This window comes from Maribacter aquimarinus (assembly GCF_047345505.1).
Taxonomy (GTDB): Bacteria; Bacteroidota; Bacteroidia; order Flavobacteriales; family Flavobacteriaceae; genus Maribacter.
In genome coordinates, this window is sequence record NZ_JBLFEO010000004.1 from 194,542 (window position 1) to 210,476 (window position 15,935).

Sequence of the window (15,935 nt, forward strand, 5' to 3'; positions counted from 1 at the left end):
AATATGACCGCACAACAAAAACAAGAAGAACTAGGCAAAACCCTTTGGGATATAGCAGATAGTTTAAGAGGCGCCATGAATGCAGATGATTTTCGTGATTATATGCTATCGTTCCTCTTTTTACGCTACCTATCTGATAATTATGAAGCTTCGGTTCAAAAAGAATTGGGGTCAGACTATCCCAGTAAAGACGCTATGCATAGCGTCTCCACAAACCCACTTTCGATTTGGTACGAAGCAAATCCTAATGACATTGTGGAATTCGAAAAGCAAATGCGGAGAAAAGTGCATTATGTAATTGAGCCGCAATATTTATGGAGCAGTATTTCAGAACTGGCAAGAACACAGCACGAAGATTTATTAAAAACACTTCAAAAAGGGTTTAAATACATAGAAAACGAATCCTTTGAAAATTCGTTCAAAGGCTTGTTCTCAGAAATTAATCTTGATTCTGAAAAACTAGGCAAGAACTATGAAGCTAGAAATGAAAAGCTTTGCAAGATCATTACCCAAATTGCCGTAGGTATTGCAGACTTCTCCACGGATAGCGATACCCTTGGAGATGCTTACGAATATCTGATCGGACAGTTTGCAGCAGGTTCAGGTAAAAAAGCAGGCGAGTTTTACACACCACAGCAATTATCTACCATTCTCTCGGAGATTGTGACTTTAGACAGTCAAAACCCAAAAGCAGGTAAAAAGAAAAAGATAAATAAAGTGCTCGATTTTGCTTGTGGTTCTGGTTCCTTGCTATTGAACGTAAAGAATAAAATTGAAAAAGCCGGTGGTACTTTAAGTAGAATTTATGGGCAAGAGAAAAACATAACCACCTACAACTTGGCCCGGATGAATATGCTGCTGCACGGAGTAAAAGCTTCAGAATTTGAGATATTCCACGGAGATACCTTAAAAAATGACTGGGAGATTCTAAACGAAATGAACCCTGCAAAAAAGGTAGAGTTTGATGCCATCGTTGCAAATCCGCCTTTTAGTTTACGCTGGGATGCCTCCGAGGCTATGGGCGAAGATTTCCGATTTAAAAATTATGGGTTGGCACCAAAATCAGCTGCAGATTTTGCCTTTTTATTGCACGGTTTCCATTTTTTGAGTGAAGAGGGAACCATGGCCATCATTTTACCGCACGGCGTTTTATTTAGAGGTGGAGCGGAATCTCGCATAAGGGAAAAACTGCTCAAAGACAATCATATAGACACCGTAATTGGCTTGCCTTCCAACCTTTTCTTTTCAACCGGAATTCCAGTATGTATTTTGATTTTAAAGAAATGTAAAAAAGAAGATGATGTATTGTTTATCAATGCCAGTGAGGGTTATAAAAAAGAAAAGCGTCAAAACGTATTGCGAAATGGAGATCTTGAAAAAGGAGAGAAAAACGATATTCTTGAGATCATCAATACCTACAAAAACCGACCTGAAAAAGTGGAACGTTACGCTCGCAGAGTTCCAATGGAGGAAATCGTGAAAAACGAGTTTAACTTGAATATTTCCCGTTATGTGAGTACGGCAAAACGAGAGCCGATCATTGACTTAAAAGAAGTGAATGAAAAACTGGTTGATATAGAAAAGAAAGCCACGGAAGCATTAAATGAGCACAATGCATATTTAAAGGAATTGGGACTGAAAACAATCTAAATGATAATTGCCATTGGTCGTGCAAGAAGTCGTTGACCCTTTGGCTTGCATTGAGAACCAAGGGCCCGCTCCTCCCCTTGGTCAAGGGGAGGTGGTTTTCCACTTCACTGTGGAAAAGCGGAGGGGTTGTTCCGTGGGCACTTTGGGCTGTTTTTTCCCCAAGCTCCCAGAGCGGGGTGCCCCGCAGCTAAAGCAATGCACACGACCGAAGGCCCGCAAAAGGTCCGGTGGACGTTTTGCAGTGAGGGGCGCGGCGGTGCGCCGCCCTTGCTGGCCCTGGAGCTGCATCCCAGTAAGCAGCCCCATCCGCACGACCCAATGGAGCACCTGAAAGTGACGGATTGCCGCGCTGCGCTCGCAATGACGGTGTTTTGGCTTTGGCTTGCATTGAGAACCAAGAGCCGCTCCTCCCCTTGGTCAAGGGGAGGTGGTTTTCCACTTCACTGTGGAAAAGCGGAGGGGTTGCTGCGTGGGCACTTTGGGCTGTTTCAACTCGAATTTCCCAGAGCGGGGTGCACCGCAGCTAAAGCAATGCACACGACCGAACGCCCGCAAAAGGTCCGGTTTCCCAGAGCGGGGTGCCCCGCAGCTAAAGCAATGCACACGACCGAACGCCCGAAAAAGGTCCGGTGGACATTTTGCAGTTAGGGGCGTGGCGGTGCGCCGCCCTTACTGGCCGTGGGGCTGCATCCCGGCAAACGGCCCCGATCCGGACGACCCACTGGGGATTCTGAAAGTGACGGATTGCCGCGCTGCGCTCGCAATGACGGTGTTTTGGCTTTGGCTTGCATTGAGAACCAAGAGCCGCTCCTCCCCTTGGTCAAGGGGAGGTGGTTTTCCACTTCACTGTGGAAAAGCGGAGGGGTTGCTCCGTGGGCACTTTGGGCTGTTTTTTCCCCAAGCTCCCAGAGCGGGGGACAGGCCTGGGAAGAACCTTTTGGTTATGAATTCACCCTATCAACCACCCCTTTCTTCCGCCTTTGGAATTCATTTCCCGTCCGTACCGTTCGGGCGGGCCAGCCTTGAACAAGGAAGGGAGCTTTTTATCTTTTGAAGACCCATTCCATCTTGGTGGCCGCCTCCATACACGCGCTGCTGATCATGCGTGATGTGCACGTGACCGTCTTCTGCCTCATAATTTGGACCATAATGATATGGATGTGAAAAAAAAGGTCAATATAGTTAAAAAGTGGGGATAGGTAGGTTTTGGCCCCCCGGACAACGGCCTTCGCGAAAGGGGGCCGGATCTTGCCATGACACTTGGGCGTCTAGGGCCGGTCGGATGTTTTTTTCAGAAGACCGGAGAGGATAAAGACAAGCACGCTCAGTGCAAAGAGCAGGGCGGTAACGGCAATGTAAAAGGTGAAGGCGCTCATACCTCTGGTGTTTTTACGTTTAATGGGACAACCTTGTCCCGGGTCATTTTAAATGACGAAAGTAAGGTAGGGCGTAGGGCCCAATTGGCCCAACACAATTGTATAAAGTGGGGCACTTACCGTATAAAAGGTAGGAAAACGGCCATTTCCTGAACTGCCCCAGGGGGCGTGGAAGGAAGCGGGCCACGGCCACGGCACGTGCCCACCAACGGCAAGGCTGTGGCAAAACGGGCCACCGCCTGGATATTTCCAAAAAAATGTTGGAACGACCTATTTGACGATGAGCTTCCTGGTGGCCACCCGTTTGCCTTCCAGCACGCGCAGCACATAAACACCGGCGTCCAGGTCGGACAGGTTCAGTTCCCTGCCCAGGATGGTGGTCTTGAGCACCAAGGTGCCCAGCACGTCATAGATCATGATCTCTTTGGGGCCGTTGTTCTGGGTGGTAATGTAGATGCGGGCATTGGTCACCGGATTGGGGTACATAGAGAAGCCCTCAATATCTCCCCGGTCCGGGCCAGACTGGCCAAAACCGATCGCACTGAATACGAAGAATGCAATGAGGTAAAAGTGCTTCATAAGGTATTGGGTGCAAATGCCATACCACAAAGATAGAAATAATCGGTTCCAAGTATAAAAAGAAGGGCGGTTTCTTGTGTTTTTTCCTTCAACCAAGTGTAAAAGCCCGCACTGGGCGGGCTTTTATAATTCTATTTTAGGCAGGGTTTAGTCTATGCCCACGGTCCAGCCCGCGCCCCAGGCAGCAATGTCGGTTCCGGTCCCGTTCCCTTCCCCGCTGATCAGATCGGCCTCCGTGGCGTCCCCGTCCAGCTCGGTAAGGGTGGGCACATCGGTAAAGGTTACATTGGTAAAGTTCAGGGTTCCGTCCAGGATGTTGGAAGAGGTGGGCGTGGCGGCCTCGTCATCGTCCACCAAAATGCCAGTGTTCTTGCCCACAATGAGCACATTCTCAAAAGTGCCCTGGGTGCCCGCGCGCAGCAAGAACCCACGGGTGCTGTCATTGGTGCCGCTTTTGCTCTCTATGGTGACATTGGTTACGGTGGGGTTGGAAAAATTACCGGAGGCGTTGGCAAAATCGGTATTGAAACCATCGCACTCAAAGGCCTCGTCCCCAATGCCGTTGCCTTGCAGTACAAAGGCATCCGTAATGCTGCCGCTGAAACCCTCGGTCCAGTCAATGGAATCGTCCTCGGCGTTCACCACGGCCAGGAAGCGGGCGTTCACCGTACCGCCAAAGAACTCAATGCCATCATCTGCCCCCTCAAAGGATTGGATGTATTCAATGGTGGTGCCGCTGCCCACGCCATAGAAGGAAAAGCCGTTGTTCTCGGACTGTCCGTCCGCGGCCCCACCGGAATACTGCACCCGCACATAGCGCAGTATGCCGGAGTTGTCATCGGCCACATTGCCGCCGTAGGGCAGGTTTCCGATCTCCGAGGTGGCGGTGGCCGTGCCCGTGACCGAGTTCACCGGGGCACGACCCAAGAGGATGAGCCCGCCCCAGTCCCCGGCAGAGGGCGCGGTACTGTCCGAGGTGAACACAATGGGATTGGCCGCCGTACCGTTGGCCACGATCTGGGCGCCCTGCTCAATGGCCAGGTACACGTTGGGCCCGGCCGTGGCCTTGATCAGGGTGCCGGGTTCTATGGTCAGTACGGTGCCCGAGGCCACAATGGTGGCCCCGTTGAGAATGTATTCCTTGTCTGCCTCCAAGGTCAGGTCTTCGTTAATGCTGCCGGAGGCCGGGGTAAGGACCACCGTGGTCTCCCCACCGCCCTCGGTGGCCGTGGTGTTGTTCACCGTGGTAACACTGTTGTCCGTGATGATGATGTCCGCGGTGTCATCGCGCTCACAGCCCACAAAAAGGGCCGCTAGGGTAACTAAGCTCAAGATCGATTTTTTCATTGTTTCTAGTTTAAATGCAGTTTTGGATGTTTTAAAATTTATACTTCAGGGTGATGCCCAGGTTGATGCCCAGGGTGTACTCCCGGATAATGATGTCCCCGTCCCCGGTGTTTTCACGGATAAGGGCAATGTTGGGGTCCAAGAGGTTGGTGGCACTAAGGTTGGCCTCAAAATGTTCGCCAATGGGATTTTTCCAGATAAAATTGAGGGTGGGCACCCCCTTTTCCACAATGTTCCCCAAGGACCCGGCCCCCAGGGCGGCGATGCGATCGGAAAAGTAGGAGAACACCAAGGTGGCCTTGGGCGCATAGTTTCCAAACGTGGGGCTGTAGTTCAGGTCCGTGTTCACAATAAGGGGGGAGGCGCCCTGCAGGGCGTCCGAGCTGCGATCAAAGGTGGTGCCAAAGGTGTTCTGCTCCCCGGCGGCAATGTTCCTTAGGTCTTGCCGGGTATGGGTATAGGCGGCATTGACGCCCAGGGAGAGGGTGGCGCGTTCCTCCGCATTGGTGAGCAGGTTTTTGCGCAGCTCTACCTCCAGCCCCAGTACCCGGGCCGCTTCCCCGGTACGGAAGAGACGTTGGGTGCCCGTGGCATCTGCTGCGATCACACGGTTCACCGGATCTTGTATGAGCTTGCCAAAGGCGGCAATGGAGAACAGCTCGCCCCGGGACATGAACCATTCGTACTTCAGGTCCAGGTTGTAGATGTCAGAATAATTGACCCCATCCCCGTTCTTGCCCCCGAACAGATCGGGATTGCCCCCAAAGCGCTGGGTCACGCCCTCGTAAACAAAAGGGGCCACTTCCTTGAACTCCGGAAAGGAGACCGTGTTGCTAATACCCAACCGGAGGTTGGCGTTCTCGCTAAGGGCATAACGGGCGTTGAGACTGGGCAGAAAGAGGGACTCTTGGACATTGCGGAAGCCCGGGTCCGAAGGCGGTAGGTTGATCACATCGTACACAATGTCCTGGCTCACGGACTCGGCCCGTATGCCGGGCACCAAGAGCAGTTGTTCCGTTACCTGCCACTCGGCCGAGAGAAAACCGGCGTGGATGTCCAGGTTGCCACGGTAGGTGTTGTCCGGAAGGCCGGGACGGTTCACCGCACCAATGTCATTGTTGATCGGGTTCAGGTTGCGGATCTCGTAGAGGGCACCCTCCTGCCCGCCCAGGCTGCTGTTTTCTATGGTAAAAAAGGAGTCCAGGTTGTTCACGTCCGTTACCGGGGTGGTGCGGTCAAAGATGCGGTAGCCGTAGCGGATGCTGTTAAAATCGCGCTGTTTGGTGCGGCCATTGTAGCCAAAGTTCAGGGTGAGCGCTTCGGAAGCCGTATGGCTCAGATTCACAAAACTGTTCAGTTCCCGATCTTCTATGCTCTGGAAAAAGCGCTGGTTCTCAAAAGCGGTATTGGTAAAGAACACCGGGTTGGTGTTGGGGTCAGCGTCCAGGGCAAACTGGTAGTTTTCCAGGGTGATGCGCTTTCGGTCCGGTTCGTCCGAAAAGACGGTGTTGTACCCAGTTCCCCAATCCAGCACCCAATCCTCTTGAAACCTATGTTTGCCCGTGAGCTGGTTCACAAAGATCATGTCCTGGTTAAATTGCACGTTCGACACAAAGAAACCGTTGTCCGAGGTAATGCCGTCCCGGTTGAAGCCCTCTCCGTTCACCCCAAAAAAGCTCACGGCATCGGTGGCACTGTTCACAAACAGGGAACTGTACTTGATCTTGTGCCCATTTTTCATCTGGTACACCATGTTGGCCAGAGCCGTGGTGTTGGAAGAATAGATGTATTCCTCCGTTTCGGGGAAATCGAATTTGAGCACGTTGGTAAAATCCCGGGCGGGACCCTGTAGGTACTCGTACCCATTGCCAAAGGCGGCCGTGCCAAAGAAGCTGAGCTTGGAATCGTCCCGAAACGTGATGGAGTACCCTCCCTCAAGGGCACCGTTGAGGTTTACCGGGGCCCCCATTTGTTCCGGATCCACCCCGTGCGAGAGGATAATGGCAAAGGGATTGTTGTTGTACCTATTGTAAAAACCAAAGAAGCTGGTGCCCTCGCTCTGCAAAAAATCCTGCCCCACGGCATTGGAGTTGATGCCGTTGCCCAAGGAGACCTCCAGATACCCGTTGCCGGAGTATTCCTTGGAGTCAACGTTCACGTTTCCGGCAGAGAAATCGCCATAAAAAGAGGCGTTGTAGGCCTTGCTCACGGATACGTTCTCAATGATGCCGCTGGAAAAGAGGTTTAGGTCAATGTTCTTTTTGTTCACGTCATTGGAGGGCAGGGAAAGCCCGTTCATGGTGGTGTTCTGGTAGCGATCGCCCAGCCCTCGCACATAAACGTTTCCTGAGCCCTCCTGTTTGGAGATGCCCGAAATCTGCGACACCGCGGCAGCGGCATCGTCAATGCCCTTTAGCGTAAGGGCCTCGGCGCCAATGGCCTCCTGGATCAGGTTGGCATTCTTTTGTTGCAGCAACAGGGCCTGCTCGGAATCCTTTGCGGTGGAGGTGATCACCGTTACCTCTTCCAGGGCCATTCCCTTGGAGGCGCTCATGGCCACGTCCACGGTGGTGGTCTGCCCGGCCACTACGGCCACGTTGGCGATCTCCACAGTTTCGTACCCCAAGTAGCTGAACACCAAGGTGTACACGCCTGGATCCACATTGTCAATTTCAAAAAGGCCGTCAAAATCAGAGGTGGTGCCCTTGGAGGTGCCCTTGATCAGCACATTGGCAAAGGCCAGGGGCTCGTTGTTGTATTCCTTGTCCGTAAGGGCGCCCGCAATGCTGCCCGTGTCTTGGCAAAGGGCGGCGGTGGCGCTTAACAGGAGAAAGGCAAAAAGTATTTTTTTCATCTAGGGGGGTGTCTCTTAAATCCGCTGCAAAGAAACCGGGTGCCTGTAAAGGTCGGGTTAGGTGCATGTTAAACCTTTATATTTTTAGTGTTACGGAAAGGTTACTACATTAAATCAACGTTAAGCGCGGCCGGCAAAGCGGTATTCTTTATTACATTTGGGAAATAAGCACGAAAAACGACCATGAAAAAGAAAGATATGCGCATCCTTTTGGTGGATGACGAGCCAGACATTCTGGAGATCGTGAGCTACAACCTCTCTTCAGAGGGCTATGAGGTGCACACCGCCAAGAACGGTGCGGAGGGCGTGGCCAAGGCGAAAAAAAAGAAACCGCACCTCATTATCCTGGATGTGATGATGCCAGAAATGGACGGCATTGAGGCCTGCGAGCTGATACGGCGCACCCCGGGACTGGAAAACACCGTTATTACCTTTCTCACCGCAAGGGGCGAAGACTACTCCCAAATGGCCGGTTTTGATGCCGGCGCGGACGATTACATTACCAAGCCCATTAAACCCAAGGTGTTAATGAGCAAGGTCAAGGCCCTGCTCAGGAGGGTGGGTACCGCGGAGGAGGCCGTGGAGGACATTACCACCGTGGGCGACCTTACCATAGACCGGGAGGAGTACAAGATCATAAACAAGGGCACGGAGATCGTGCTGCCCCGAAAGGAGTTTGAGCTGTTGGCCCTGCTCACCTCCAAGCCCAACAAGGTCTTTAAACGGGAGGTGATTTTGGACAAGGTCTGGGGCAATGAAGTGGTGGTGGGCGGCCGCACCATTGATGTGCACATTAGAAAACTGCGCGAAAAGATAGGCGAGGAGCATTTTAAGACCGTAAAGGGGGTAGGGTATAAGTTTGTGCTGTAATGGCGGTGCGGGCCAAAAGATCCTACCGCTTTGCACTGCGCTCTGCCGTGCTGCTCACCGGGTTGATCTCCCTTGGTGGGGGCTTGGTGCTGTGGTGGGCCAACATCTTTTCCTGGCCCGTGCTGCTGGCCATGGCCGGCCTGGTGTTCGCCCTTTGTTTTTTGGTGCTGCAACTGCGCATAGAACGCTTCATTTACAGAAAGATCCGAAAAATCTACGACGACGTGGCCCTGCTGGAGTCCACCACCCTGACCTCCCAGCCCATTACCACGGACATGCGCACCCTGACCGAGGAGATAGAAAAATTTGCCAAGGACAAAAAAATTGAGATAGACACCCTAAAGATCCGCGAAGAGTACCGCCGCGATTTTCTGGGCAACGTGGCCCATGAGCTCAAGACGCCCCTCTTTACCGTGCAGGGCTACTTGGAGACTCTGTTGGACGGTGCCCTGGAAGACAAGGCCGTGCGCAAAAAGTATGTGGTCCGGGCCAACAAGGCGGTGGACAGGCTGATCTATATTGTAAATGACCTGGACCTGATCACCAAACTGGAGGTGGGCGATCTGCGCCTGGAAAAGGAAGACTTTAACATTGTGTCCCTGATCCAAAGTGTTTTTGACCTCTTGGAGATGAAGGCGGCCAAGAGCCATATTGTCCTTACTTTTGATATGCCCTATGACACCCCCATCATGGTGCACGCCGATCGGGAGAAGATCAGGCAGGTGCTCACCAATCTCTTGGTGAACTCCATTAAGTACGGCAATGACAACGGCACCACGGAGGTGAGTGTGGAGAACTTGGTGAAGAACAAGGTCATTGTCAGGGTCACGGACAACGGAGACGGTATTCCCAAAGAACATATCCCACGCTTGTTCGAGCGTTTTTACCGGGTGGACCCCAGTGGCAGTAGAAAGGCGGGAGGCTCTGGCCTGGGGCTGGCCATTGTGAAACACGTCATTGAGGCCCACGGGGAAAAAATATATGTGGAAAGCGTGGTGGATGTGGGATCGGAGTTTTCCTTCACCCTGGAAAAAAGCAAGACCTAGCAGGGATGCCACCCTGCCGCCCCCGCTACATTGTGGGCCAATTTTCGTTTCCACAACATTCGTGGTGGCACCAAAAAAAAGAAAGGCCGCACGCCAGAACAGCCCCCTGCCCATTTCGGCGCCGTCCCAAACTTTATGGCCATCCGTACCGCCCGATCCCTCCCTTTTCATAATTTTGTGGGGAACCATGCACGGACATCTTGGGAAGCAAGAACAAATTACAGCGATTTAAGGAGAACGAGACCTTTGGGAACGTGATCCAGCCCAGCCGGGAAGAAGTGGAACAGGGCTTTGCCCAGCGCGGGGCCTGGCACGGGCATTTTGGCAATGACCACCCCATTGTCCTGGAATTGGGCTGCGGCAAGGGGGAGTATTCCGTGGGCCTGGCCAAAATGTTCCCCGAAAAGAATTTTATAGGCATAGACATCAAGGGCGCACGTTTCTGGCGGGGCGCAAAAACGGCACTGGAAGAAGGGCTGCACAATGTGGCCTTCCTCAGGACGCAGATCGAGCTGGTGGACAAGCTTTTTGCCCCGGGCGAGGTCTCGGAAATTTGGATCACCTTCCCCGACCCCCAGATCAAGTACAAGCGCACCAAGCACCGCATGACCAACAAGGACTTCCTGGCCCGGTACCAAAACATACTGCGCCCCGGTGCCTTGGTGCACCTTAAGACAGACAGTGAATTCATGCACGGCTATACCCTGGGGCTGTTGCACGGCCTGGGGCACGAGGTGATCTACGCCAACCACAATGTGTACAAAAATGAGGGCAGTCCTAGGGAAGTGCTGGAACTGCAAACGTTTTACGAAAAACAGTACCTTGGGATGGGAAAGCCCATTACCTACATCCAATTTAGGTTAACCTAGGGCCATGCAGCACCTCCTGATCCTTTTTTTTGCCACTTTTTCCGCCGCCTTCATGGCCACGGTGCCCCCGGGACTGCTCAATGTGAACGCGGCCAAGACCAGTGTGCAAAAGGACAAGCTCAACGGCATTGTCTTTAGTCTGGGCGTGTGCACCATGATCATGATGCAGGCCACCGTGGCGGTCTTCATTTCCAAGTTCCTGCACAAAAACCCCGATGTGGTGGCCATTCTCCTTAAAGTGGCCATTGGCGTCTTTGCCGTATTGGCCGTTTATTTTTTTATGGCCGCAAGGAGCAACAAGAAACAAAAAATTAATGAGATCAAGCTGAGCAAGCGCAACAGCTACCTAAAGGGTCTGTTCCTCGCGGCGCTTAACCTGCTCACCATTCCCTATTACAGCGGCCTCAACATCATGTGGAACGCCTCCGGATGGATCAAGTTCCAGGTCTGGGACATTGTCACCTTTGTCCTGGCCGCCGGGGCAGGCACCTTCTCCGTGCTCTATCTCTACGTGTTTTATTTTAACAAATTGGAGCACAAGACCCATAAATTTGCCAAGAACGCCAATTACATCCTGGGCTTTTTAATGCTGGTGCTGCTCCTCATGACCATTGTAAGGGTGTACCATAACTGATATGGCAGACAAGGAAAGTTTCTTTTTAAGGGTATATGAGGTGGTGCGGCAAGTGCCCTACGGCCGGGTCACTTCCTATGGCGCCATTGCCAACTATCTGGGCGCGGCCCGCAGTGCCAGAATGGTGGGCTGGGCCATGAACGCCTCCCACGGCAGGGAAGACGTGCCCGCCCACAGGGTGGTGAACCGTAAGGGTCTCCTCACCGGAAAGCACCATTTTGGGGGCAGTAAGCTCATGGAGCAGCTCTTGGAAAGTGAAGGGGTAAAGGTAAGGGACGACCAAGTACTGGATTTTAAGGCACGCTTCTGGGACCCCATGGCCCAATTGCCGCCCCCCAAAACCCCATAAGACCGGCCTGGGGCTCTTGGGCAACGCCCTTGGCAGTGTTTGCCAAAAGCTTCCGATGAGCACAAAACCCGCTCCCGACTCCCCAAGCCCGTGCCATGGCCCCAATGTGGGCCGGGCCAAGGGCCCACCGGGAAACAATGCCCCAAATAATTGTCCGTAAGACAAATATTTTTCGCACTTTTGACTTTGGTTTGGGGCCCATTTCCAAAAGCTGTGTCATGCTTTTGGAAAGTGTCTTGGGCCTTTGGTATTTTTTGGCAACATCAATCACAGCACAGGATATGGAAGTAGTAGTGGGAATAGACATTGGCGGCACAAAGACAAAGATCGGTCTGGTGGACAGCACGGGCCATTGCCATGTGGAGACTTTTTTTAGGACGAAGGAATATCCCATCCTGGACCATTTTTTGGACCAGATCAAGGAAACGGTGACGGGTCTGCTGCAGCGCTTGCCGCAAGCGCCCGTGGTGTTGGGCTGTGGCATAGGGGCCCCAAACGCATCGAGCAAGACCGGAACCATAGAAAATGCCGCAAATTTGGCTTGGAAGGGGCACGTGCCCTTGTTGGAAAAGCTCCAACAAAAAATGCCCATGCCCATGCGCCTCATGAACGATGCCAGTGCCGCCGCCCTGGGAGAGCTGCTCTTTGGCAGTGGCCAGGGGATGACGGATTTCATTGCCATTACCTTGGGAACCGGTCTGGGGGCCGGGATCGTGGCCAATGGGCAACTGATCGATGGCCATACCGGCCTGGCGGGCGAACTGGGGCACATGGACCTCACCGTGGGCGACGGTAGGCTAACGGGCCTTGGCGTGCGGGGCGGACTGGAGGCCTATGTCTCTGCCACGGGACTCAAGCGCACCATCATGTACATGCTGAGCAAGTACATCGAAGACAGCCGCTTTAGAAGCATTGCCTTTAACGACCTGCACGGGGAGGACATTACCAAGGCCGCCGAGGAAGGGGACGTGATCGCCCTGCGCGCTTTTGACTATACCGCAAAGCACCTGGGGTTTGCCTTGGCCAACTTTACCGCCTTTACCCAACCGGAGGCCTTTATCTTAATGGGGGGCCTAACCAATAGTGGCAAGTTTATCATGGAGCCTCTGGAGAAGTACTTCAATGAGCACTTGCTCCCCATTTATCGGGGCCAGGTAAAACTGCTCATTTCCGAGATGCCCGGAAAAACCGCCGCCATCTGTGGTGCCGCCGCCCTGATCTGGGAACAGAACAAATAGGGCGCCATCTGCATGGCCCTTACGGCAAGGGGCGGCCCACGGGCCGTGTCACCTGATCGGCATACCTTCCGAGCGCCCCGGGACGCCCCGGCCAGCCATTGCGGGCGGCAATGCCGCCATACCTTATTTCAATGCAAAATCTTTCCGTTCTTGCCCCTAAGCCCTATCTTTGTTGTTTAGAATCAATTTACATAATGAAGCTGGACAAAAAGGAGATTATCAAGGCATTGGAGGAGATCACCGTGCCGGGCGAAGGCCAGAACATGGTGGAGAGCGGAGCGGTAAAGAACGTTCAGGTTTTTGGTGATGAGGTAGAGGTGGACATTACCATTGCCAACCCCAGCCTACAGGCGCGCAAGAAGACCGAAGTGGAAATTCTAAAGGTCATACACCGCAAGGTGTACGAGAAGGCCAAGATCAAGGTGAACATCACCGTAGATGCACCGGCTGCCAAGCCCAAGGCCAATGAGATCAAGGGCAAGCCCATTCCCGGCATACAGAACATCATTGCCGTGGCCTCCGGTAAGGGCGGCGTGGGAAAAAGTACCGTTACGGCCAACCTGGCGGTGACCTTGGCGAAGATGGGCTTTAAGGTGGGCCTCCTGGATGCCGATATCTATGGTCCTTCCATGCCCATTATGTTCGATGTGGCCCAGGAAAAACCCCTGGCCGTGAACGTGAACGGAAAGTCCAAGATGAAGCCCGTGGAAAGCTATGGGGTAAAGATCCTGTCCATTGGGTTTTTCACCCAGCCCAACCAGGCGGTGATCTGGCGGGGGCCCATGGCCTCCAAGGCCCTGAACCAAATGATCTTTGATGCCCATTGGGGCGAGCTGGACTTTATGCTGTTGGACCTTCCGCCGGGAACGGGAGACATACACCTGAGCATCATGCAGGCCATGCCCGTTACCGGGGCCGTGGTGGTGAGCACCCCACAGGAAGTGGCCCTTGCCGATGCCAAAAAAGGGGTGGCCATGTTCCAGCAAGATTCCATTAACGTGCCCGTGCTGGGCATAGTGGAGAACATGGCCTACTTTACTCCAGCGGAGCTTCCGGACAACAAATATTACATCTTTGGAAAAGATGGGGCCAGGAACCTGGCAGAGGACGTAAAGGTGCCCTTTTTGGGACAGATCCCCTTGGTGCAGAGCATACGCGAGGCCGGGGATGTGGGACGTCCCGCGGCCATGCAGACGGCAACGCCCACCGCCCAGGCCTTTGAGGAGCTCACCAAGAACGTGGTGCAGCAGGTCGTGGCCCGGAACGAGAACATAGCGCCCACAGAGGCCATTAAAATAACGACCATGGCGGGTTGTTCCGCCATTAAAAAGAACCGATGATGGTAGCCATGACACCAGAGGAACTGAAAAGCAACGTAGAAAAGGCCCTGGACGAGATACGCCCTTTCCTGCAAAGTGACGGGGGAGATATTTCCCTCATATCCATAGACAACGAAACCTCCGTAAAAGTGAGGTTGGAAGGCAACTGCATTGGTTGCACCGTAAACCAGATGACCTTGAAGAGCGGGGTGGAAATGACCATAAAGAAATATGCCCCACAAATCCAAGAGGTGATCAACATGGAATGACATTTATCATGTTATCCTTGCGACCACCATCGTTATTTTGCCAAGTTTAAAGAAAATTGTGCATGATCAAGACAGATATATTGATTATCGGTGCGGGGCCCACGGGGCTCTTTGCCGTTTTTGAAGCAGGACTCTTAAAATTGAAGTGCCACCTGATCGATGCCCTTCCGCAGGCCGGAGGACAGTGTTCCGAACTCTACCCCAAAAAGCCCATATACGACATTCCCGGTTTCCCCGAGGTGTTGGCCGGTGATCTGGTGGACAACCTTATGGAACAGATCAAGCCCTTTCAGCCCGGATTTACCTTGGGCGAACGGGCAGAGACCATTGAAAAACTCGAAGACGGCACTTTTGTGGTCACCACCTCAAAAGGAACCCAACACAACGCACCCGTTGTGGCCATAGCCGGTGGCCTGGGGAGTTTTGAGCCCCGAAAGCCGCAGTTGGAAAACCTGGCCAAGTTCGAGGACAAGGGCGTTACCTATATGATCAAGGACCCCGAGATCTATCGCAACAAAAGGGTGGTCATTGCCGGTGGCGGTGATTCTGCCCTGGATTGGAGCATATTCCTGGCCGATGTGGCCGCTGAGGTGACCCTGGTGCACCGCCGCAACGAGTTTAGGGGCGCCCTGGATTCCGTGGAAAAGGTACAGCACCTGAAGGATACCGGAAAAATACGGCTCATTACGCCCGCCGAGGTCATTGGCCTGCAAGGTGCCGATGCTCTGGAATCGGTCATCATCAGAAAAACCACCAACGCCGCGGAGGACATCATGCTGGAAACAGATCACTTTATTCCCCTCTTTGGCCTATCGCCTAAATTGGGGCCCATTGCAGATTGGGGCCTGGAAATAGAGAAAAACGCCATAAAGGTGAACAATGCCCTGGATTACCAGACCAACATACCAGGGGTGTACGCCATTGGCGATGTAAACACCTATCCCGGTAAGCTAAAGCTGATCCTCTGTGGGTTCCACGAGGCCACCCTGATGTGCCAAAGTGCCTACCAACGCATTTTCCCCGACAAGAAATACGTGATGAAATATACCACCGTGGGCGGGGTCACCGGTTTTGACGGAAGCAAGAAAGAGGCGCCCAAGGCCGTGGTAAAGGCCATAGAGTAAGGGAAGGAATTATACGGCGCCCCAAACCAAGAAACGCAGTGCAAGGGGTGCGTTTGATCAAGAGTGCATGAGCGATATCAAGATTACGATCACGGACCGGGACGGCGCACGCCATGAAGTGGATGCCCCCACCGATATGAACATGAACATCATGGAACTGGTACGGGCCTATGAGCTGGCCCCGGAAGGCACCATAGGCATTTGTGGCGGCATGGCCATGTGCGCTTCCTGCCAGTGCTATGTGAACACCGACCACCCCCTTCCCGAAATGACCGATGACGAAGAGGCCATGCTCTCCGAAGCCTTCAACGTAAAAGAAAATTCCCGCTTGGGCTGCCAACTGCACATCTCTGAGGAAATGGATGGCCTGGAAGTGGAACTGGCCCCGGAGGAACTGTAGGGAAAGTGTTT

14 protein-coding genes are annotated in these 15,935 nt (G+C 53.2%); 11 read left to right on the plus strand and 3 right to left on the minus strand.

Annotation, left to right across the window (positions count from 1 at the left end; all coding sequences use genetic code 11):
• Positions 1–3 precede the first annotated feature (3 nt).
• Positions 4–1,650, plus strand: coding sequence for a type I restriction-modification system subunit M (locus ACKWCC_RS04665; protein ID WP_413994744.1), 1,647 nt, complete (start codon positions 4–6; stop codon positions 1,648–1,650).
• A 1,646-nt stretch (positions 1,651–3,296) separates the two neighbouring features.
• Here ACKWCC_RS04665 and ACKWCC_RS04670 read toward each other — a convergent pair.
• The 3 genes from ACKWCC_RS04670 to ACKWCC_RS04680 form a co-directional block, all read right to left on the minus strand.
• On the minus strand, positions 3,297–3,605 hold the full coding sequence (locus ACKWCC_RS04670; protein ID WP_413994745.1) for a T9SS type A sorting domain-containing protein: 309 nt from the start codon (positions 3,603–3,605) through the stop codon (positions 3,297–3,299).
• Between the two features lie 147 nt (positions 3,606–3,752).
• Positions 3,753–4,952 (minus strand): multidrug transporter, encoded by a 1,200-nt coding sequence (locus ACKWCC_RS04675; RefSeq protein WP_413994746.1) that lies wholly within the window; start codon positions 4,950–4,952, stop codon positions 3,753–3,755.
• A gap of 31 nt (positions 4,953–4,983) precedes the next feature.
• The gene (locus tag ACKWCC_RS04680; RefSeq protein WP_413994747.1) at positions 4,984–7,806 is read right to left on the minus strand and encodes a TonB-dependent receptor; all 2,823 of its coding nucleotides are present in this window, start codon (positions 7,804–7,806) and stop codon (positions 4,984–4,986) included.
• Positions 7,807–7,989: 183 nt separating this feature from the next.
• Between ACKWCC_RS04680 and ACKWCC_RS04685 the strand changes: the two genes are divergently transcribed.
• The 10 genes from ACKWCC_RS04685 (at position 7,990) to ACKWCC_RS04730 (ending at position 15,924) form a co-directional block, all read left to right on the plus strand.
• Entirely contained in the window at positions 7,990–8,676 is a 687-nt protein-coding gene (locus tag ACKWCC_RS04685; RefSeq protein WP_413994748.1) for a response regulator transcription factor, read from the plus strand.
• A 131-nt stretch (positions 8,677–8,807) separates the two neighbouring features.
• Entirely contained in the window at positions 8,808–9,722 is a 915-nt protein-coding gene (locus ACKWCC_RS04690) for a sensor histidine kinase (RefSeq protein WP_413994786.1), read from the plus strand.
• 200 nt (positions 9,723–9,922) lie between these two features.
• Positions 9,923–10,591, plus strand: a complete 669-nt coding sequence (gene trmB, locus ACKWCC_RS04695) for a tRNA (guanosine(46)-N7)-methyltransferase TrmB (protein WP_413994749.1) — start codon at positions 9,923–9,925, stop codon at positions 10,589–10,591.
• A 4-nt stretch (positions 10,592–10,595) separates the two neighbouring features.
• Positions 10,596–11,225: a LysE family transporter gene (locus ACKWCC_RS04700; RefSeq protein ID WP_413994750.1), complete on the plus strand. Its 630-nt coding sequence runs from the start codon at positions 10,596–10,598 to the stop codon at positions 11,223–11,225.
• A 1-nt stretch (position 11,226) separates the two neighbouring features.
• Positions 11,227–11,574, plus strand: coding sequence for an MGMT family protein (locus ACKWCC_RS04705; RefSeq protein ID WP_413994751.1), 348 nt, complete (start codon positions 11,227–11,229; stop codon positions 11,572–11,574).
• 281 nt (positions 11,575–11,855) lie between these two features.
• Positions 11,856–12,812 (plus strand): ROK family protein, encoded by a 957-nt coding sequence (locus ACKWCC_RS04710; protein WP_413994752.1) that lies wholly within the window; start codon positions 11,856–11,858, stop codon positions 12,810–12,812.
• A 194-nt stretch (positions 12,813–13,006) separates the two neighbouring features.
• Complete coding sequence (locus tag ACKWCC_RS04715; protein WP_413994753.1) at positions 13,007–14,152, plus strand: Mrp/NBP35 family ATP-binding protein; 1,146 nt, start codon at positions 13,007–13,009, stop codon at positions 14,150–14,152.
• Between the two features lie 8 nt (positions 14,153–14,160).
• Positions 14,161–14,400 carry a NifU family protein gene (locus ACKWCC_RS04720; RefSeq protein ID WP_413994787.1) on the plus strand — a complete coding sequence of 80 codons (240 nt, stop codon included), beginning with the start codon at positions 14,161–14,163 and terminating at the stop codon, positions 14,398–14,400.
• 62 nt (positions 14,401–14,462) lie between these two features.
• Positions 14,463–15,524 (plus strand): NAD(P)/FAD-dependent oxidoreductase, encoded by a 1,062-nt coding sequence (locus tag ACKWCC_RS04725; RefSeq protein ID WP_413994754.1) that lies wholly within the window; start codon positions 14,463–14,465, stop codon positions 15,522–15,524.
• Between the two features lie 67 nt (positions 15,525–15,591).
• Entirely contained in the window at positions 15,592–15,924 is a 333-nt protein-coding gene (locus ACKWCC_RS04730; RefSeq protein ID WP_413994755.1) for a 2Fe-2S iron-sulfur cluster-binding family protein, read from the plus strand.
• Positions 15,925–15,935 lie beyond the last annotated feature (11 nt).